The sequence below is a fragment of the Vibrio barjaei genome, from assembly GCF_001639065.2.
GTDB lineage: Bacteria > Pseudomonadota > Gammaproteobacteria > Enterobacterales > Vibrionaceae > Vibrio > Vibrio barjaei.
In genome coordinates, this window is record NZ_LQXO02000045.1 from 34,287 (window position 1) to 55,908 (window position 21,622).

The following is a 21,622-nucleotide window of genomic DNA, read 5'->3' on the forward strand; positions in this document are numbered from 1 at the left end:
CTGTATATATTTTTAGCATCTGCTAAATAACCTACTAGACTACCGTTATGAATAGAAGTCAGCTCATTGTCCCTGTTTTGCTTGCGCTCAGCATCATCTCCGTAGGAAGTTACTGGGTATATTCGTTTGCCAATATCGCACAGCAAGACAAGATGCTTCATGCTCAAGAAATCGCCTTTGATAAAGCTCGTGCTATAGAGCTTGAGTTAGCGCAAGCTTTATCTGTAACTAGGGTGCTTGCCTTATTGATATCTCAAGACCAAGGTAACGTCGAGGATTTCGAGTTCTACGCCCAAGGGTTGCTGGCTCAGCATCCACTCGTTGACAATATTCAACTTGCCCCAGACGGCATTGTCCAACATATCTACCCACTTCAGGGACATGAAGCCGCCATTGGTCATAACTTACTACTGGATCCTGCAAGAAAAGTGGACGCCCTACGTGCAATCTCAACCCAAAAATTAACCTTATCTGGTCCATTTCAACTCAAACAAGGTGGAGTAGCCGTAATTGGCAGGTTACCTATCTTTTCACCCCAACAAAAAGCATTCTGGGGCTTTGCATCAGCCTTAATCTATTTTGATACTGTTTTGCTCAACGCGGGCCTGCCTTCAGCTGCCGATTCCTACTATTCATTCAATTTGTCCGCTATTGATACCACGACAGGTCAAGTGAAAAGTATTGCTGGGATTAAACAACCACTTTCTGACTCGCAAGGTGTTACAACAACCTCCACCATTACTCTGCCAAACCAGCAGTGGCAATTAGCCATCACCTTACCGACATCAAGATGGGAAAAGTTCTTCCCGCTAGTTAGCTACTTTGTGATTATTTCTGTCGGCATTTGCTCCGGATGGATTACCTGGAGATATTTACAACTTCCAGTTCAATTACAACAAGCGGTAAAGAAAAAAACCAAACAGCTGGAGAATCTGTCATTTACCGACAGTGTGACGGGCATTGGCAATCGTCGCTTCTTTATGAAGAAGTTAGTCGCGGCACAAGCTCACACGCAAACGACCTTAACTAAAGCGGTACTATTTATCGATCTCAATGACTTTAAGATCGTTAACGACAGATACGGACATCTATTTGGCGACAAGGTCCTTAAGCTTGTTTCTCAAAGGCTCAAAGCCAATACCGCCCACTCTGATATTACCGCCCGTGTGGGTGGAGACGAATTTGGTCAGCTACTGTTTGATATAAAAAGTCGCCAACACCTACAAGAGTACATTGAAGGCGTCATTACCTCGCTGAAAGAACCCATGAACATATCTGGTATCCAAGTGACTGTCTCAGCATCGGTTGGCGTCGCGCTTACCCCTGAGCATGGTCGTCGCGCTACTGAGTTACTTAAGGCTGCGGATATCGCTATGTATCACGCCAAGCAGGAAAAATATGGGTATCAGTGCTGCTTTTATGACCCCAACATGGCGCAAAAATTCCGTCAAATACCGAACTTCAAGCGCGATTTTACTGAGGCACTTTCACATGAACAATTACGCCTCTACTACCAACCTATATACTGCTTACGCAGCCAACATATTGTGCACTATGAAGCTCTGGTTCGATGGCAACATCCACAAAAAGGCTTGCTTCCACCCAGTGAATTTTTAGAACTCGCTGAACAAGTTAATTTGCTTGTCGAGCTAGAACAGTGGGTGCTAAACAAAGCATGCGCTGACATTGCAAGACACCGTGAAATTCATGCTCAGGAAGTGTGTATCGCTATCAACATGAGCCCTGACTTTTTGACTAACTCAGATCTGCTACAGCAAATTGACAACGCTCTAGCGCGCTATGAACTTCCAACAAATGCGATCAAACTAGAGCTGACCGAGACCAGTGTTCTATCACATCATGACTCTGCAATGATGACCCTCACGGCTTTAAGAGAAAAAGGGATCGAAGTGGCTTTGGATGATTTTGGAACCGGCTATAGCTCATTTTCATTGCTGCATGAACTTCCTATTCATACGTTAAAACTCGATAAGAGCTTTATCGACAAAATACTCATCGATAGTAAAGATTATTGCGTAGTTGCCAGTATTATCGAACTCGCGCATAAGCTAAACCTTAACGTTATTGCCGAAGGTATTGAGTCAAAAGAACAACAAGACAAGTTGACATCGTTAGATTGTGACTATGGCCAGGGGTACTACTTTTCGCCTCCGCATCCTTTATTTGATAATGAATTACATGCATCGAACTGCGACCAATATGGTTTTTGCAACAAACCTTGTATACCGTCTCATCACCCAGAACAGCCAACCGCCCCCATTCCGATTTCTTCTGTTTTTAACAAAGCAAATAGAAATTAGACACTTGGTGACAAGGAGAGCTCTCAACAGGTTACCGCGTACCCTTGCAATGGAAAAAACTTCTGAACTCCGCTGTTCAATGTGCTAGGATGGCCGACTTTTTATGACGCAGCTCACACTTTGCTCAGCAAAATCGCGTCGAAATCCACATTGCTCGCTTAACCGCAGCATATAGTGAATAGTGATTATTTAATGCTAAATTCTAATACTGTTGAATCGACTTCAGCAGCTTCAAGCTCAGCGTACGATGCTATCCATCCGCCTGAACGACTGAGACAGCTCGCAACCAAACTGGAAATGAACAACCCAGTGTTTTGGATTAGCGGCTCTTTTCTTACCCTATTTGTTCTACTTGCCCTTACCCATCCTGTTACTCTTTCTTCTCTGGTCGATTCTGGTTTTCAACTAGCAACTCGTTATTTTGGCGCATTTTGGCAAATTTTGTTGTTAGCCAATTTCGTTATTGGCCTCGCACTCTGTTTTGGTCGTACGGGTGATGTGCGCTTAGGTGGTCTCAACACTCCTGATACAACGAATTTCAAATGGCTATCAATAGTGTTGTGTACACTACTCGCAGGTGGCGGCGTTTTCTGGGCCGCAGCAGAGCCCATCGCACACTTTGTCTCACCTCCACCTTTATTTGGCTCACAAGATGCCAAAACCAATGCCATCAACGCACTTTCTCAATCCTTTGTACATTGGGGTTTCTTGGCTTGGGCTGTTTTAGGTTGTTTATCTTCAATCGTGTTAATGCATCTGCATTACGACAAAGGTTTACCTCTGAAACCGAGAACTTTGCTATACCCGTTACTTGGAGAAAGAGCCATTAAAGGCGGAATCGGCAACACGGTGGATGCGCTTAGTATTATCGCGGTTGCCGCTGGCACAATAGGCCCGATTGGTTTTCTGGGGCTGCAAATCAGCTATGCCATGCAAGAATTGTTTGGCACAACGGATACCTTCATAACCCAAGCCATTGTTGTGGTCATTGCGATGGTGTTTTATACCCTCTCAGCATTAAGCGGCGTCAATCGCGGTATCCAGTTGGTGAGTCGCTATAACATTATTCTGACCGTGGGTCTTATTGTATTTATTCTCTTTGCTGGTCCCACTGGTTTTATTATCGATAGCTATGTTCAAGGTTTGGGTCAAATGATTGACCAATTTGTTCCAATGGCGCTGTATCGAGGAAACCCTGAGTGGTTAGGTTGGTGGACCGTGTTCTTCTGGGGTTGGTTTATTGGCTATGCTCCGATGATGGCGATTTTTATTGCCCGCATTTCCCGTGGCCGCACTATCCGCCAATTAGTACTTGCCATTAGTATCGCCGCTCCACTAGTAACTTGCTTTTGGTTCACCATTGTCGGTGGTTCTGGACTTGCCTTCGAATTGGAAAATCCTGGTGTGATTCAGGCAGGCTTTGAGGGATTCAATATGCCAGGGGCACTTTTAGCGATTACACAACAGTTGCCATTCCCGACGCTGATCTCCATTTTATTTTTGATTCTCACCACGACTTTTATTGTCACCACGGGTGACTCCATGACTTACACCATCACCATGGTGATCAGTGGAGACAAAGAACCGAACGCGACGATTCGTGCTTTCTGGGGAATCATTATGGGCGCCGTTGCCATTGTTCTGATTTCGTTAGGCAGTGGTGGGATCTCTGCGTTACAGTCATTTATTGTTATCACCGCAGTGCCTGCCTCTTTCATTATTGCGCCGAGTCTTTGGTATGCACCAAAAATTGCAAATCAGATGGCAAAGCAGCAACGACTTTGACGCTATAACAAAGTCACCAGCGAGTTAAAACTATTTTACGGCAAGCACTTTACGCTTGCCGTTTTCATTCCACTTATCTGTGTTCTACATTCCCTATTCGTTACAAATTTCCGCCTCCACTTTTGATACATTTCATCATCAGATACATCAGAGTTATGTCAACTTGTTTCACCTTATGACATCGCGCTCAGCAGCTTTCCATTACTCTTTGTTTATTATAGAAAAATCCGTCTTCTGTCATTATTAACCAGCACTTAAACGTCTTTTAACCCAAACACATTTATCTGTTCCCTCCACCGCTTTAGGCTGCGCCTCCTCCGTTACCAAAGGTTTGTTTAGGTTCCTGTCTAACCCCCTAGAACCTAAACATCTTGGTAACGACCAATTTATTATTACTGCTTAGGGCTTGTTATGAACACCAAAACTAAAATTGCATTTCTTCTCGCTTCCGCGCTGACACTCAGTGGCTGTGTCGGTAGTAATGCTGTGACCGAAAAACTGATGGGCTTCAACGTTAAAGTCGTGGATAACCGTTACGCACGTGCAGGCGTTAACTTCCTGCTATCACCTGTCTATGGTTTCACGCTAGTGGCAGACTTATTCGTTGTGAACTCCATTGAATTCTGGTCTGGTACCAACCCAATTAACGGTAAGCCTCATGTGTTTGATACAAAAACAGAGACCTATTTAGAAGTGAATGACAAGGTGGATTCTAGCCTGCACGATGCACCGATTGATCCACTGACAATGAGCACTCCTAACTCAGGTACCATTCGTTACCTTGATGAAAACACGATTGAAATGGAAGTGACCTTGGCGGATGGTCAGCAATCAAAAGTGATCGGTGTAAAAGAAGGCGACAAGATCAGTTACTACATTGATGACCAACTTGTGTCTCAAACAACGCTTGATGCGCTAGAGCATGAGTTCTCAGAATCGTAGGAAATAATCTCTACCTTTCCTATAGTTAACTGAGTAACCATGGAAGGTTACCTACTTTAACTCATGGCACATTCTATGACTCAATACAGTGACAAGATTGATTTAAACCTTTTTCGAACCTTCGCTGCCGTGTACAAACATGACTCGATTAGTCGTGCAGCAGAAGAGCTCAACGTCACTCCAGCATCAGTAAGCCAATCAGTTAAAAAGCTTTCCACTGCACTCAACACCTCGTTATTTATGCGTCGAGGCCGCGGCATAACCCCAACCCTACAAGCTCATCATTTAATGGAACGCATTGCCCCTCTGCTTCATGAATTCGAAGTTATTACCAATGACTGCCTTCATGACGTTCACCAATCAACGCCACGAAAAGTGGTGGTTCAAGCACCTGAACCCATCATATTTGAGCACATAAAAAGCACCGAGCTTGCCAATCAAACTCAAACTCGTTTCCGTCTCGAATGGTTGGATATCCTTTATAGTAATAGCGATAGCTACGAGACTTTAAAATTCAAACACGCCGATGCCATCATAGACATTTTCCAGCTCGCTGAACCGAACATTTGCAACGACCTGTTATTTGAGGATGAAATTGTGGTGATCGCTGCGAAAAACCATCCACGAGTAGGCTCCACCATCTCACCAGAGCAATTTGCCGAAGAGTCGCACATCATATTGAATTACCAATTTGGAGAGTCTTCGCTGTTTGAAATGCTGTATAACTCACCGCCGCCTAAACGACGTATCTTGAGCACGCAAACCTCTCTGACATCCATGTTGTCACTCACCTCAGAAAGTGAAGCACTGTGCCTCTGTACCAGACGATTCGCTGAGCAGCATGCCACTCGGCTGCCCATTAAGATTCTGCCATTTCCGGGCCCGGTTGAACCCGTCAAATTCTGGCTTATCTACCCAGCCCAGAGCCGAGATTCACGCGCGATAAAATGGCTTCACTCCACACTTGTTGATTGGGTACAGCAACAATGAGCTCTGGTCATCAAACCGTGTATTAACGCTGACTGAATTGTGCTTGTAAGAAGGGTAACAGTAATAGACCAATGACAGCAGAACAGACCGATATCACCACGAAAAATCCTGTCCAATGGAACTGCTCTAATACCATCGCCAGTGGGTAACCAGCAAGTGCTGCCCCCATATAGGCAAACAGTCCGACAAACCCTGTGGCAGCACCTGCTGAGTCTTTATGTGAACACTCAGCCGCCGCCATACCAATGAGCATCTGCGGTCCAAACACAAAGAAACCAATGGCAAAGAAACCGGCAGACTGAAACACAAAGTTGGTTAACGGCATCAACCAGAGCGCCGCAACAGACAGGAAAATTCCCATAGCGAAAATCAGGTTCATCGGCCCACGGTTACCGCCAAATAGCTTGTCTGAGCCCCAACCCGCCACTAAAGAACCTACAAAGCCACCCACTTCAAACAAAGATACTGACGCATTGGCATTGATTAAACTGTAATGATGCTGCTCAGTTAAATACAGGTTACCCCAGTCATTAATTGCCGTACGCACGATGTAAACCAACACGTAGCTAAATGCGAGCAACCAGATGTATTTATTGTTGAGAACATACGACCATAGAATCTGTTTCGGCTTCAGCCCAACTCCATCGTTTTCTTGAGCCAGTTCTAACTTATCGTTGCGCCATTGACCTACCGTAGGCAGTCCCATTGATGTGGGTTTATCACGCAGTCGCCAACAGAGAAATAAACCTATTAGCACGCTTATTACACCCGGAATAATAAACCCTTCGCGCCAACTATAATGAAAGGTTAGAAAGCCCACCAGCAAAGGAATCATCGCGCCACCGACATTATGTGCCGTATTCCAAAGCGACCAGAAAAATCCTCTTTCGGTTCTGGAGTACCAAGTGGTCAAAAGCTTGGAACACGACGGCCAGCCCCAACCTTGGAACCAAGCATTAAGAATCCATAAACTGGCAAGTACAAACAGCGAACTCGACAAACCAAAGACAATATTAACCACTCCACTGGCAATAAGTCCGATACCCATAAAGTAACGAGGATTTGAACGGTCTGAAATAATACCTGAGACAAATTTTGATAGTCCATACGTCAAATAGAACATGGTACCCATCATGCCGATGTCTCCCTTGTCTAAACCAAGGTCGGCAATAAGTGCAGGCGCGGTGTAATTGAAGGTTTTTCGGGTGAGGTAAAAACCGGCATAGCCGAGATACATCCCCAGCATGATGTGAAAACGCCAGTACCGATAGCGAGTATCGACACTCGCGCTATCTTGATGTTTCATCTGTTGCTCTGCTACTTTGACTGTCATGAACCTACCCCCGCTACACCAATGGAAGTCGTGCATCAATTTCGGTGCCACGTTGCGTTTCATCCCCGTCCACGACGCTGCGAATCTCAAACTGACCACCTAACGCTTGAACACGCTCTTTCATGCCTTTGAGGCCAAACCCTTTTTGGCTATCTTGAAGCGGAAAGCCAATACCATCATCCGCAATTGTTAGCGTAATCGTCGCATCAATAACGAGCTTTATTCTTACCTGTTTGGCTTGAGCGTATTTGAGAATGTTATTCAACGCTTCTTGGCATAAACGGAACAAAGTAACCTCCATCATATCTGAGAGTACTCGCTGGCTAACATTGTCGACAGTAAAGTCAACTTCAATGCCAAGCTGTTCAAACTCCATCTCACGCACCATTTGCTGAATCGCGGAGATCACGTCTAAATCATCCAAGGTTTTTGGTCTTAATCGAGTGAGCAGTCCTTTTGTGGTGTCATAGACATTAAGAGACAAGGATTCAATGGTATCAGCGCAACCAATGCTCAAATCAGGATTGTTGACGCGCTTAATAATGCTCGCTTGCGTTCGAATAGCAGTGATATTCTGACCAATTTCATCATGCAGTTCGCGAGCAATGTCTTTACGCACTGACTCTTCCGCTTGCACCAACTGTTTCGCTAAGTGCTTGTTGCGAGTTAGTTCAGAGCGTAGCTGATGGTTTAAATCACGCTGTCTCTGCACCGCCATACCCAGCAATATTCCCGTTAATGATTGAGCACTTATCGATAGCAGCAGGTCCGTGACTTCCAGCTGTGACACACCACTACGCGCCGCTATTAATGCACAGCTATTAAGAAGCGTGCCTAGCAGAGCGCCTTGCCATCCATAACGAAACGCAAGCAAGATGATAGGTATTGCCAAGCAAAACGGGGCAAAGCGCCGAAGCTCGTCGGGTAGCCCGACTTGCAGAGAAATACTCACTGCAAACAGCGCAATGAACAGCAAAATAGGCTTATAGTGAAATTCGATTGGTTGATGGATGAGGTTAGACGTCAAAGGTCGCCAGGTACTTTGAAACAGGTAATTCCAGATGAGGTAACAGCTCGGCACCAGCATAAGCCCCGCGGTAATACTCACCAAACCGACGAAACTCAGAGAGTCACTATGACTGCCGACAGCAAGCATGTTAATCAGAGCGCAGGCAACAATCGCTGCGGCTTGAATAAGTAATCGTCGCCACTGAGCGCCTTGATAATAACGCTCAGCAACCAAGGCCACAGGAATACTTAACACACTAGCAACCAATATGGCCGACCACTGAGGCTGCGCAAGCAAAATAGCCAGAGAGATGGTTAAGCACCACTCAGCGGCATAAACGGCACCCCAGTATTTTTTAGCGGCATGCAGGGTAATCCCAAGCCTAAGGGCAAACGGGAAAAACAGAATTGCCAACTCGGCGTCGTTAACGAAGTAATAGGAAATCACCCATAAGCAAAACCAACTGCACAGGGTTATCAGCCATGCACTGGCGCTGGCAACGAGGTAAGTTCGCATTACAACGTCGCTTCTGCCCTAAACAACTTGGCAAGTTCCACATTGTTTTTGACGGCAAGTTTATCCAGTGCATTAGCACGATGGACATGAACGGTTTTATGACTTAATCCAAGTTCGGCCGCTACCGCCTTCACATCGAGTCCCGTCGCCAAGAGCTCTGACACTTCATATTCACGTTTAGTGAGTCGAGATAAGGCTTGTTGGAACGGTCTTGGAGAAGCCAGTTTCATGGCAATATCCGGGGTAAGATAACAACCGCCGTTGGCACTGGTTCGCACCGCTTGAATCAGTTCATCAGGACTGCAACGTTTGGTCAAATAACCAAGTGCGCCTAATTCCAATGCCTTTTCCACCATGGCAGGAGAATCATGCACACTGAGCATCACACAGGCAATGCCCTTAGGCATCGACTCTAATAACGTGAGACCACTTTCGTCCGGCATCGAAATATCCAGAATACATACCTGCACACCACTGCCCGGCAGCCCTCTTTTAGCATCTTCAACCGAGCTAAACTCACCCACTACATTAATGTCTTCCTCTAGATTGAATAATTGAGCAAATCCAGAACGTACGATGATGTGGTCATCCACTAAAACAACATTGATCATGATGAAATACCGACTAGAGAAAGGCGAAAAATGGGGTAACTTAACGCCGACGCATCGATTAAGCAAATAGCGTTTGGTTCTAAAAAAAGCGCTATCTATGATTCCAATGGCTCAGGCAAACCAAATGCGAAATCGTAGACAGCGCTTTTCAGGGGTATATTAAGCCGTAGCTTGTTGTAACTGCTTCTTAGCTTTACGAATTTTCTTCTCTTCAGCGATAGCAACGAAGACAAGTAGACCGATACAAATCGCCGCAGAAGTATCCAGCGCCGCAAAGGTACCTTTCCATCCTGTTAGACCAAAGATAGGCGTACCATCAGCAATCATACCTAAACCTAACTTCGCGAAGCTGTCACCAATTAGGTAAGCAAACGTACCTTTCACGCCGTCGGCAACGCTGATGGCTTTCTTAGGAACGAAACCTACTGCCGCTACACCAATAAGTAGTTGAGGACCAAAGACTAAAAATCCTAGGACAAATAGCGATGCAAGATACATGAACTCGCTTGTCGCATGCTGATAAAACTCCAAGCTTACAATGATAAGTGCTAATGACACACACGCCACCAAAGCGCGGCGACCATTTGCCAAATCAGACAGATAACCCCAAAGTAAAGTACCCACTAACGCACCTACTTCGAATAAAGTGAAGCCAGAGATTGCCGTTTCTTTGGATAGACCAAGTTCTTGGTAGGCATAAACTGTTGACCATTGGTCGATACCGATACGCACGATATACAAGAAGATATTGGCAAAACACAGTAGCCAAATCACTTTGTTTTTAAGTACATATTCAACAAAGATCTCTCGCTTAGTCATTTGGTTTTCTTCAGCCGCTTCGTCTTCTTCACTCACTGCTTCATCAAATAACTCTTCTACTTTACCTAGACCGTAAGCTTCTGGAGAGTCACTACCGTAACGAAGGCCAAAGAAACCAACCACCAAAGCAATCAAAGATGGGAACACAAACATACCAATAACGTGACCATCAAACAGGTAGTTAGCACCGAATAGTGCAACACCCGCCGCACCTGCACCACCTACGTTGTGCGACATGTTCCAAAGACCAAGGTATGAACCACGCTTGTTACGCGGCGTCCACTTAGTAATGGTTGAGTAACTAGAAGGTCCACCGGTACTTTGGAAGAAACCACTCAGTGCATAAAACGCAATCATTAGGAATAGACTAACGCTGCCGCCACCCATACTGAAGCTGAAGCCAAGCATAGCAAGACCTGAAAGAATCAGCATAAAAGGTAGGAACTGTTTGGTGTTCTTTCCATCGGCATAATAAGACACCACGGTTTTACCAATACCGTAAGTGATGGAGAAACCAAGACCAATCAAACCAAGCTCTGTCATGGAAAGCCCGTAGTTCGAAATCATATCGTTTTGCGCGATATTGAAGTTCTTACGGATCAGGTACATGGTCATGTAACCGATAAAGACCACTAAATAGGACTGTAAGAAGGGTTTAAACCACATTTTGCGTCTTTGCTCGACGGGAAGATCCAACGTCGGCTTACGCACTTGCTCTAGAAATTTCAACATGATGAATCCTTAGACTCTCAACATAAGGGGCAGCACAACCCAAAGAACGACGCATCGCCGCTCTTGGTAAAGTGCAAAAAGTAAATTCGTTTGAGGATCAGCGCTAATAACGCTGAAAATCTATGAGCAAGAGTGTAAGAATTGGCCGGGATAATGGCTTGAGAGGCGGTCTTAGGAGTACTAGGAAAAATTCCTAGTACTCGCTAGTTAACAAAGAATACGTGAATCACATCACAGATGTAGGGTTATACTAAGGCTTGTTTAATGCAAGTAAGTGCATGTTGTAACGTAGTCGCTGGACAACCAAGGTTAAGGCGGACAAAGCCCGAACCTTCTTTGCCAAAGGCCGTGCCCATACTTGGCACCACGCCAGCATTGATAAAGCGCTGCTCCAGATCGTTGTCAGTAAGGCCAAGAGCTCGGCAATCCAACCACGCTAGGTAGCCCGCCTGAGGAGGTAAAAACTTCACCCCTGTATCTGTAAGCTCCGATTCCACAAAGCGTTGTAGCCGCTCAATATTTCCTTCTAGGTACTGCTTTAACTGCTCCAACCATTCGGCAGAATGTTGATAAGCCACAGTCGCGGCGACCATAGACAAGCTATTAAACACATCCATGCCATGAGCATCTAATCGCCTTACAAAGCGCGCTCTCAGTTCCTCATTAGGAATAATGAAGTTCGAGATACGCAGTGACGAAAGGCCAAAGGTCTTGCTCGCTGCCGTTGCCACTACCAAACGTTGATTTAGGTTTTGCGGCAGTTTCAGCGCCGAATAGTGTTGTTGGCCGGAAAGCGTAAGATCGCACCAAATTTCATCACTTAACAACCACACTTGATAGCGCTCGCAAAGCTCTGCAAGCTTTAGAACATCTTGCTGTGACCACACTCGTCCCGTTGGGTTGTGAGGATTACAAAAGATCATCGCCTTTACGCCTTGAGCAAAGCACTGCTCAAGGTGTTCAAAGTCAATACTGTACTCGCCGTTATCAAGCGTTAATGGATTTTCCTTCACTACTCGGTCGTTGAACTCAATGATTTTGCGAAAGGAACCGTAGCCCGGAGACTGCATGACAATCTGGTCACCAATATTGGTGAGCATTTGCAGTGCGATCGATAACCCAGGCAACACACCATGGACCGTTGTGATCCACTCCTTATCGATATGGGTGTCATGCTGGGTAGCAAACCAGTCAGTGATGGCTTGATAATAGTCAGCATCTCGCTCTGCATAACCAAAGACACCATGCTCAGTGCGCTGCGTTAGCGCATCTAATACCACTTGTGGCGCTTTGAAATCATAGTCTGATACCCACATTGGGAGTAAATCCGATTGATGCAATCCTAGCTTCTGACCCATAAAATCCCATTTAAGCGAGCCAGTGTTACGACGTTCTAACGTTTGGTCGAAGCAATTCATTCAGCAGTTACCTTATTTTGTTGGGGTAGCAACAGTTTGTAATTCTGTATTATCTGTTGATTCTGGCTTTGCTTTCGCAATACCAAAACCAGTAAAGCCGTAAATCAGCGCGAAGATAACGCCGGTATAGCACTGAATCGCCCAAGGTAGATAATCAAGCGTTGCTACGCCTAGCGTGCCTGCCATGTAAATACCTGCAGCAGTCCATGGTACTAGCGGTTCAATAATCGTGCCCGCGTCTTCGATAGTACGAGAGAGGTTCTTGGTATCTAGACCCATTTTTCGGTAAGCGTTTTGGAACAGTTCACCCGGAATCAATAGCGCTAATTTGCCGTCTGATGTGGTGAACACAACCGTGATCGTCGCGATAACCGTTGAAGCAATCAGTTGACCCGTTGAGTGAATCAGATGCAGGAAGCGACCAAGTACCACGTTCAATGCGCCAGTTAAGCTCAAAATGCCTGCGAAAGAGAAGGCACAGAATACCAACAAGATAGTGCTCATCATTGAGAACAAACCACCACGGTTAAGCAGCTTCGCTACATCCGGAATGATGCCTGATACTTCATGACCATTCGCTTCAAACATTGATAGATTAAAACCATCTACATACGCTTGGAAACCTTGTTGTAGCGAAAAGCCTTGAAGTAGCATGCCAAGTGCTATAGCAATCGCCGACGCTGCAAGCATGAGCGGTAATACTGGCTTTTTAGTAAGAGCACCCCAAAGGATCATCACTGGTGGAATAATAAGAACAATGTTGAGGTTATAAAGGCTTTCAAGGCCCGCCAAGATCTCAACGACTTTCTCTGGTTCGCTCACGCCTGCCACATCGGCACTTTGACCAGCAAAGAAAAACACGGTTGCGGCAATCACAAAGCCTGGCAAGGTAGTGTAGAGCATATGTTGGATGTGTTCGTACAAGGTTGTGCCTGATACCACTGGAGCAAAGTTGGTTGAATCAGACAGTGGCGAGATTTTATCGCCGAAATAAGCGCCGGAAACCACCGCACCCGCAGCGGCAGCAAGCGACACATCTAGGCCAGCCGCAACACCCATTAGTGCAACACCAACAGTACCTGCTGAACCCCAAGATGTACCGGTACATACCGATACTACGCTAGTCACGAAAAATGCAGCGATAAGGATGTACTCGGGACTGATCACTTTAAGTCCCCAATACACCATATAAGGGATCGTGCCGCTCACCATCCAACTGGCGATAAGGCCGCCAACAGAAACAAGAATTAGGATGACTGGCATCGCCTTGGCAAGCTTCTCAACAATAGCGCCAATAATGTCATCCCAGTTGTAGCCCATCTTCCAAGCGATGAAACCAGTAAATGCCGCAGAAATCAGCAGCAAGACTTCAATTCGTAGTCCTAGCGCTCCGTAGCCGATTGCCAAAAGCAAAAACATCACCGCGATAGGGGCGAGCGCTAAACCAAATGAGGGCAGAGGCTTTGAATTTGTCATAATGTATATCCTCAAAAAACTGTGTAGGGTTTGTTCGCAGAGATAATATCCCTAGCCTCACTCCAAAATTGAGAGCTAGATGGCCGTTTCATGTAAGCGCTTACATGAGGTTATCTGATGTGAACGTTCTCACGTTTTTTCATTGATAATTACCTTTTTAACGGCTTGACGGTCTGTCTTTCGACTAAGTTGGCTTCAAAACGATGGTTATGGGGAGGAGTATAGGCTGATTTTTTGAGGTTCAATGCTAGCTTAGTCGCATGCACCGACATCTCATCGATAGGGTTATGCATTGTGGTTAAACGTGGATAAAGATAGCGTGCCAATAACACATCATCAAAACCCACAATAGACATATCGTCAGGTACTACAACGCCTTGTTCGTAGAGACTCGCCATCAACCCCGCCGCCATGACATCATTAAACGTCACTACAGCAGTAACTTCTGGGCACCGCGCCATCAACGCCTTCCCTGCCGCTTCACCGCCAGATTCACTGAAATTCTCATTAATAATCCAGCTAGGCGGCACTTCAATGTTGGCGGATGACATGGCGTCTTTATAGCCTTGGAGGCGATCGGTTCTATCTTCTATCGGCAGGTCACTAGTGACGTAGGCTATCTTGCGATGACCTAAAGCAATCAAATGCTCCACCGAGACCTTTGCTCCAGCTCGATTATCCACCCATACCGAGCGATTCGAGATCTGTGGAATCGTGCGATTGAGTAGAACCATAGCGGGAGCTTGGGCAGCGTAGCGGAGCAAAGTGGCATCATCAAGCATTTTGGCGTGCACAACCATAGCTTCACAGCCTTGGCTAATAAGAAAGTCCAAGCCTTCTTTTTCACGTTCCGCATTGTGACCGCCACTCACCACTACCAGTTGATGACCATTAAGACGTACCACCTCTTCCACATTTTTAGCGATTAGTGCAAAGAAGGGATCAGCCAAGTTACCTGTGAGTAGGCCTAGCGTGTTATTGCTTCGTTTCGCTAAAGCAGTGGCTCGAGGGTCACGACGATAGTTAAGCGTTTTAATCGCTTTCTCCACCCGCTCCAACGTCACTGGTTCTACGTAGTGTGAGCGGTTAATTACCCTCGATACTGTCGCTGTCGAAACACCTGCTAACTCTGCTACGTCTTTCATGGTTGCCATGACTGCTTTCCTTAACGCTCTCTGTTACAAGTGAAATTAATACTCGATGCTAACGTTTCTTGCTTTTGAACTGACTCGCACGGGTCTTTTTATAAGTACGTCGATTGGCTTGTTTGTCTCGTTTAGGGCGCTTGCTTTCTCCTGTCGAGGGTTTATCCGTCACCGGAAAGTCAGCCAACTCTTCCAACACCAAGCTTCGTGAGGTGAGGTGACGAATCGCCTCAAGATATTCGGTTTCACCATGACAAACTAGCGACAATGCCTGTCCCGTTTTTCCTGCTCTGGCAGTGCGCCCAACTCGATGCACGTATACAGATGGGTCACTTGGCAACTCATAATTAATCACGACTGGAAGATCATCTACATGGATGCCTCGAGCCAAAATATCGGTAGCAATCAGTACTTGAACCTCACCTTGTTTGAAGGCCTGTAAGGTACGTTCACGCTCCCTTTGCTCTTTATTACCATGTAAGGCGCCACTAGTAATACCTGCCTTATTCAACTTCTTACAAAGCGCATCAGCATTGTCTCGTGCACCAATAAACACCAACACCTGAGGCCATTGGTGCTCAGTAATTTGCTTAATCAGCACATTGGCTTTACTGCCTTTATTTACCAAATACAATGTCTCTGCAATCTGCTCCACCACACTATTGGTTTTATTGGCTACAACTCTGATTGGATTGTTAAGCAGAGTCGTGACTTTTGCTTCCAACTGTTCTGGTAGCGTTGCTGAGAACATTAAGGTTTGTTTTCTACAGCTCAGTCCACTGAGTATACTCTGAATGTCTGGCCAAAAACCCATATCGAGTAAGCGGTCAACTTCATCAAGCACCACAGTTTCAATACGTTGAGTGTCCACCAGCTGTTTATTCATGATATCGAGCAAACGTCCAGGGGTTGCCACTACAATCTCTGGAACAGCATTAAACTGACCCACCTGCAGTTCTACATCCTCGCCGCCACAAACCACAGCGACTGAATAACCTAATAGAGCGACGATAGGATCGATGGTCTCTGTTACCTGTTTCGCCAACTCACGCGTAGGCACTAGTATCAAGGCTTGCTTTATCTCGTTGTTAAGCAACTGCTCTATCAGCCCAAGACCAAAGGCTAAGGTCTTACCGCTGCCAGTTTGTGCAAGAGCCAAGACATCGTGCTGTGCGGTAATTGCAGGAATAGCGAGGGTTTGAATATGAGTAGCATGAGAGAATTCACCAGGAATGGCATCAATTAATGCCAAGCTTAACGTTAACTCAGAAAAAGACATGATAGGTTTACACGATCGCAGAAATATGTGCGGATGATAGGAGGAAAGCGTGTGGAACTCCAGTTTCTGCATCAATAAAAGTGTTGATAGTTGAAGTGTTAAGTTGGTAAGCGGCTGACAAAAACGAGCCTGCTCGAATCAATGAGCAGGCTCTGATAACAGTTAAGACGCCGTTGCGTACTGTTCTAGTTCTGAGTGGGATGCCGTAGTAATGAACTCACCATCTAGGTAGAAATCAACAGAATCTTTACCGCTCACTCCTACAAGTGTGCGTGCCTTGCCAGAATCATCAATGAAGTCCATCTGTGTTGTATTGTCATCTAGCTTAGATAACTTAACAGGTGCAGTAGAGAGCTTCTTTCCTACCTTGTGGTTTACTTTGATGTACGCTTCAGCGGGAGTGTCCGCTACCGCCTTTTTCTTAGTTAGTGGATTGGTACCAGTCCAGAACTCAATAGAGTTAATCACGAATAGATCCGCTGCCGCTGTAATGGCATAAACTGGTGACATCAAAGTGTATAGGCCAGCACGAGCATAACGGTTGTCCACACCTTTTAGGTTAACTTCATACATCACCATACTCGTTGTTGCCATCTGGCCAATACAGCCAGTTAGCATAGTAGACATTAGTGCAGCAGCAATCGTGGTTTTAATTAGTTTCATTTGTTTCGCGATCCTCTCGCATCATCACGATAGATAAATGATGAGCAAGTTGATTAAAGTGGATTATTACAGGATAGGCGCCAGGCGAGCGGCTCATCCCATTCACACCATTAATAAAATGGCGCGCGATTATAGCCAGACTTTAGAGCATCGCAAGCACTTAAAAACTAGAGATTTATTGATAAAAATAAAGGAATTAGAAAGAGAAGAGCCCAAATAGCCAAAACAATGTCAAACAGGATGAATTTACATTTATATTCAACTAATTACAAAAAATAAAGGCTCAATTAAAATCTGGGGAAAAGGGAAGGTTTTTCGTTTTAACATCATAGGAAAAGAGGGTTGCAGTCCAATTCTTACAACCCTCTTAATGAAGACTTACAACATGACTAGGCTTGCGGTACCAAGGAACGCAAAGAAACCGACCACATCGGTAACCGTCGTTAATATGACTGAACCCGCTAAAGCAGGATCAAGCTTGAGCTTATCCAAAACTAAAGGAATCAAGACACCAAACAACGCTGCTGTGATGATATTGACGACGATAGCCAACGCTATGGTCGCACCAAGGATCGAAGACTGGAACCACAATCCAGCCATCGCACCTATGATGATCGCCCACAGTAGCCCGTTAATTGCACCAATGCCCAACTCATTCTTGATAAGGGCAAATCGGTTACCGGAGGTAATCTGGTTGAGAGCCATAGAACGCACGATCAAAGTTAGTGTCTGGCTTCCTGCGATCCCACCCATAGAACCGACAATAGGCATAAGGATCGCAAGGGCAACAACCTGCGAAATGACGTTTTCAAACAAGCCAATTGTCACTGAAGCTAAAATAGCGGTAAGCAAGTTAATCCCCAACCAAACCCCACGCTTTTGCGAACTTTTCAATACTGGTGCGAAGAGGTCATCGCCTTCATCCATACCCGTACCGGCCATTAAACGCGTCTCGTAGATTTCTCGTTGCGTGCTAAGAGCAAACTTCCAGTCAATCTCCCCTACCAACAATTTACGTTCATCCAGAATAGGCAATGCACTGAAGGAGGAACGCTCCATTGCTTCCACCGATTCGGCCAATGTTAGCTTTGCACTAAGCGTGGTGACGTGCTCCAAAACCAATTGTTTGATTCGCGTTTTAGGATCACTTTTTAAGACATCGCTAAAATCCACCATCCCACGAAAACGTTTTTGCTTATCAATTAGATAGATATGCTCTGGCTGCTCATAATTGTATTTATCAATCAACAGCTTGGCTCTGTCTACTGAGATACTAAAAGGAATCGTAATGACTTTCCTATCTGCCCAGCGGCCAATCTGATCTTCTTCATATTCATTGGCTTGGTCATAAAGCTCTAGCTCATCCTTTTCAAGTAAAGAGATAGCTTCGGCAATGATGTCATCAGGCAGTGAGTCCGCCCACTCGATAAGCGAAAGGTTATCCAACTTCGCCAGCGTAAGCTTAAGCTCAGTTTCCGATAACGCATCCAGAATAGAAACACGTACTTCCGCACGAGTCTCTGTGAGCACTTCGATATGCATTTCCAGCGGCAACTCACGCCACAAACGAACCCTTTGCTCTATAGGAAAGGCTTCCAATATCAATCCCACCGACGACGACTCCATCCCCTGCTCTATAAGTTCATTAAGCACACTTGGTTGCTCATGCTCCTCAGCTTGAGAGATTTGTTCGATTTGTATGGATAGATCTTGGAATTCGCTCACTCGTGGCTCCACATGGTGCTATACGTTGTTAGTCTCGTAAATTTGTTCGATAAATTAGCGCGTTAGAGTTAAAAAACTCTGTGATAAATGTGCTGAATAGAAAGAAGAAATCTTAGCTTGTCACAGATGAATAATCTAGCGTGGTCTTGATGAATTCAGAGGCATTATTGAACAATTAGACCTAAGAAGAGTAAAGGCATGTCGCTATCTATGAAATAACCACACGCCTTTGAAAGTATTACACTTGGGGCGTTAACTGATGACTGATTGATTGGCAAATAGCGACTAACTCGTTCTTTGTCGTTTCAATACTATCTACAGCATGATGAACTGCATCAGAGTCTAAAGTGACGTATGGAACAGTCAACACAGCCAACATCTCACTGCCCGTAAAGATCGGCACACTGATATTAGTAATACCCGAAATTTGTGGACTGGGACCAATAAAGTAACCTTGATTCTTGGTCTGATTGAGTAAAGCGTTCGCTTGTTCTATTTCGTAATCAGTTGCACCACTCTGCTTGAGTATTTTCTCTCTTTTGAGCTCATCACTAAAGCTCAACAGTACGATTCCAGAGCCGGATGAACATACGTCTAACTTAGCGCCAATCTTAAGGCTAAAGCCCATCTTATATGGACTCTCTTCCCTTCCGATCACCACCAGATGCTGATTGTCATACCATGAAACATGGCATGATTGATTGACTTTTTCACTCACCATTTTCATTAATGGCTTGGCGATATTTAACAGTTGAGACTGAGGTGGATACTGATTAGCAACGGTAAACATTTGCATAGAAAACATATATTTACCGCTATCTTCATTAAAGGTCACATAACCACGACGAGCCAACACGGATAGTACTCGGAAAATCTCTCCCACACTACGACCGACCATCTCTGCGATCTGTTTCTTTGACATGGGTTCAGCTGAACTTGCTAGCAACTCCAGTATATCCAACCCTTTCTCTAAGGCTGGGGCGTTATACTCCTGCCGAACAACTTTTTCCAAGTACCTGCTCCTTATTTCACTAAGCCCATCATTTGTGGGATCGTCATCGAAATTGCCGGGATATAAGTCACTGCCATTAGTACTAAAAATATCACCGCAAAGAATGGTAGCAGCGTTTTGATCACATGGTCAATTTTGATATCGCTAACCTTACAACCAGTAAATAGTATTGGTCCAACTGGTGGTGTTATAGTGCCAAGTGACAAGTTAAACACCAACAAAATACCAAACTGGACTGGATCCATACCCAAATTCATACAAATCGGTAGAAAGATGGGTGTGAAAATTAATACCGCTGGCGTGGGATCCATAAAGGTCCCTACAAACAATAAAATCACATTGATGATTAGAAGAATCACAATCGGGTTATCGGTTAACGACAACAAAGCATCGGCTATAGCTCCAGGAATTTGCGTAAACGCCATTACCCACGACATGATTGACGAAGCGGCTATCATAAAGATGACAATCGCAGTTAACTTGGCAGTCGACAACAAAATACTTGGGAGCTGTTCAACTTTCAGAGCTTTGTATATAAACCCAAGCGCCAAAGAGTAAACGACCGCAATAGCTGAAGCTTCTGTCGGTGTAAAGATGCCTGCGAGAATACCTCCTATCACTACCACCACTAATGACAAACTAGGTATTGCATCAATAAATAGTTTGGCGCGCTCAGAGAGGCTCATCACATGTTTCGACATATATCCACGGCGATAGGCCATAAACCCTGCCACTAGCATAACGCCACCACCCCAGAGTAAGCCGGGCAAATAACCGCCCATAAAGAGTGCTGAAATAGATACCGAACCAGCGACTGTCGCATAAACAATTAACGTGTTACTTGGTGGAATCAACATTCCAGTTGGAGCAGATGCAATATTTACCGCTGTTCTAAATGGCGAGTCGTACCCTTCCTTCTCTTGAATAGGGTTCATAATTCCACCAATCGCCGCTGCCGAAGCAACGCCAGAGCCACTGATTGAACCAAACAACATATTGGAGACCACATTAGTTTGGGCTAATGCTCCAGGAAAATAACCCGTTACTATGCGCGAGCAATTAATGAGTCGTATGGCTATGCCACCGTTATTCATAATATTGCCCGCTAAAATGAAAAACGGTATCGCTAGCAATGCAAAACTATCCAAACCCGTGAACATTCGTTGGGCGGCTGTCGTCGTAGCGCCTGCTAAAGGCAGAATACTGACCATGGCAACAAATGAAGGCAATCCAATACTAATACCTATCGGCGCACCTAAAACGAGTAGAATGATAGCGCCGCCGAACATAATAAGGGCAGCGAGGGTAGCAGCATCCATATGTCTATCCTTTTACACTAAGTTGCTGAAACTGATGTATTAGTTTCAGTTGGTTGATAACGAAATAAACAAGAATAAGCACTCCGGCAATAGGTAATGCCGAGTAAATAACACCCATTGGCACTTCTAAGGCCGAATCTAACTGCCACATTTGACGAACGGACGCTTTGAATCCGCCTTGCCACATAACCACGAAAGCAAATATAGCGATTGTCCATTCAGTGAAAATATCAACCAGTATGCCTATTTTCGGCGAGAACTTATCTCGTACATAGGTAATAGCCATATGTTCTCTCAAGCCAAACACATAAGCCCCACCAATCAACACCAACCAGACAAACATGTATCGTGACAGCACTTCACTCACCGCACTTGGACTATTGAAGACATAACGAGTAACGACCTGATAAGTAACAAGAACTGTCAAGAATGCCATAATAGCGATACAAGCTCGTTCCACTACCCAGTCGATGATTTTCTTGAACTTATCTGTCCAGACTAACAACTTTTCCACTAGACTTTTCCTT

General features: G+C 45.2%; 17 protein-coding genes. 4 read left to right on the forward strand and 13 right to left on the reverse strand.

Annotated features, from left to right (window positions below; all coding sequences use genetic code 11):
- The first annotated feature begins 47 nt into the window (after positions 1-47).
- The 4 genes from AWH66_RS19655 to AWH66_RS19670 all read left to right on the forward strand — a co-directional run bounded on the left by AWH66_RS19655 (position 48) and on the right by AWH66_RS19670 (position 6,038).
- Positions 48-2,321: a putative bifunctional diguanylate cyclase/phosphodiesterase gene (locus tag AWH66_RS19655; protein WP_063604146.1), complete on the forward strand. Its 2,274-nt coding sequence runs from the start codon at positions 48-50 to the stop codon at positions 2,319-2,321.
- A gap of 192 nt (positions 2,322-2,513) precedes the next feature.
- Positions 2,514-4,106: a BCCT family transporter gene (locus tag AWH66_RS19660; protein WP_063604145.1), complete on the forward strand. Its 1,593-nt coding sequence runs from the start codon at positions 2,514-2,516 to the stop codon at positions 4,104-4,106.
- A 411-nt stretch (positions 4,107-4,517) separates the two neighbouring features.
- Entirely contained in the window at positions 4,518-5,048 is a 531-nt protein-coding gene (locus tag AWH66_RS19665) for a DUF3332 family protein (protein WP_062458040.1), read from the forward strand.
- Positions 5,049-5,123: 75 nt separating this feature from the next.
- Complete coding sequence (locus AWH66_RS19670; protein WP_167360975.1) at positions 5,124-6,038, forward strand: LysR family transcriptional regulator; 915 nt, start codon at positions 5,124-5,126, stop codon at positions 6,036-6,038.
- A gap of 22 nt (positions 6,039-6,060) precedes the next feature.
- Here AWH66_RS19670 and uhpC read toward each other — a convergent pair whose 3' ends face one another.
- From uhpC to AWH66_RS19740, 13 genes are all read right to left on the reverse strand, one after another.
- Positions 6,061-7,371, reverse strand: coding sequence for an MFS transporter (gene uhpC, locus AWH66_RS19675; RefSeq protein ID WP_063604143.1), 1,311 nt, complete (start codon positions 7,369-7,371; stop codon positions 6,061-6,063).
- A gap of 13 nt (positions 7,372-7,384) precedes the next feature.
- Positions 7,385-8,896: a signal transduction histidine-protein kinase/phosphatase UhpB gene (gene uhpB, locus AWH66_RS19680; RefSeq protein ID WP_063604142.1), complete on the reverse strand. Its 1,512-nt coding sequence runs from the start codon at positions 8,894-8,896 to the stop codon at positions 7,385-7,387.
- Entirely contained in the window at positions 8,896-9,507 is a 612-nt protein-coding gene (gene uhpA / locus AWH66_RS19685; RefSeq protein ID WP_063604141.1) for a response regulator transcription factor UhpA, read from the reverse strand. The genes uhpB and uhpA overlap by 1 nt, the downstream gene beginning before the upstream one ends.
- Positions 9,508-9,666: 159 nt before the next feature.
- Positions 9,667-11,058, reverse strand: coding sequence for a hexose-6-phosphate:phosphate antiporter (uhpT, locus tag AWH66_RS19690; RefSeq protein WP_063604140.1), 1,392 nt, complete (start codon positions 11,056-11,058; stop codon positions 9,667-9,669).
- A gap of 245 nt (positions 11,059-11,303) precedes the next feature.
- Entirely contained in the window at positions 11,304-12,476 is a 1,173-nt protein-coding gene (locus AWH66_RS19695) for a MalY/PatB family protein (protein WP_063604139.1), read from the reverse strand.
- Positions 12,477-12,488: 12 nt separating this feature from the next.
- Positions 12,489-13,952: a Na+/H+ antiporter NhaC gene (gene nhaC / locus AWH66_RS19700; protein WP_006069891.1), complete on the reverse strand. Its 1,464-nt coding sequence runs from the start codon at positions 13,950-13,952 to the stop codon at positions 12,489-12,491.
- Positions 13,953-14,101: 149 nt separating this feature from the next.
- Positions 14,102-15,106: a LacI family DNA-binding transcriptional regulator gene (locus AWH66_RS19705; protein WP_063604138.1), complete on the reverse strand. Its 1,005-nt coding sequence runs from the start codon at positions 15,104-15,106 to the stop codon at positions 14,102-14,104.
- A 49-nt stretch (positions 15,107-15,155) separates the two neighbouring features.
- Positions 15,156-16,376: a DEAD/DEAH box helicase gene (locus AWH66_RS19710; protein ID WP_063604137.1), complete on the reverse strand. Its 1,221-nt coding sequence runs from the start codon at positions 16,374-16,376 to the stop codon at positions 15,156-15,158.
- Positions 16,377-16,538: 162 nt separating this feature from the next.
- A complete protein-coding gene (locus tag AWH66_RS19715) occupies positions 16,539-17,039 on the reverse strand; it encodes a DUF3332 domain-containing protein (RefSeq protein WP_063604136.1) in 501 nt (166 codons plus the stop codon).
- Between the two features lie 378 nt (positions 17,040-17,417).
- The gene (locus tag AWH66_RS19725; RefSeq protein WP_063604134.1) at positions 17,418-18,764 is read right to left on the reverse strand and encodes a magnesium transporter; all 1,347 of its coding nucleotides are present in this window, start codon (positions 18,762-18,764) and stop codon (positions 17,418-17,420) included.
- Positions 18,765-19,002: 238 nt separating this feature from the next.
- Complete coding sequence (locus AWH66_RS19730) at positions 19,003-19,776, reverse strand: IclR family transcriptional regulator (RefSeq protein ID WP_006069886.1); 774 nt, start codon at positions 19,774-19,776, stop codon at positions 19,003-19,005.
- An 11-nt stretch (positions 19,777-19,787) separates the two neighbouring features.
- A complete protein-coding gene (locus tag AWH66_RS19735; protein WP_031496093.1) occupies positions 19,788-21,095 on the reverse strand; it encodes a TRAP transporter large permease in 1,308 nt (435 codons plus the stop codon).
- A 4-nt stretch (positions 21,096-21,099) separates the two neighbouring features.
- Positions 21,100-21,609, reverse strand: a complete 510-nt coding sequence (locus AWH66_RS19740) for a TRAP transporter small permease (RefSeq protein WP_006069884.1) — start codon at positions 21,607-21,609, stop codon at positions 21,100-21,102.
- Positions 21,610-21,622 lie beyond the last annotated feature (13 nt).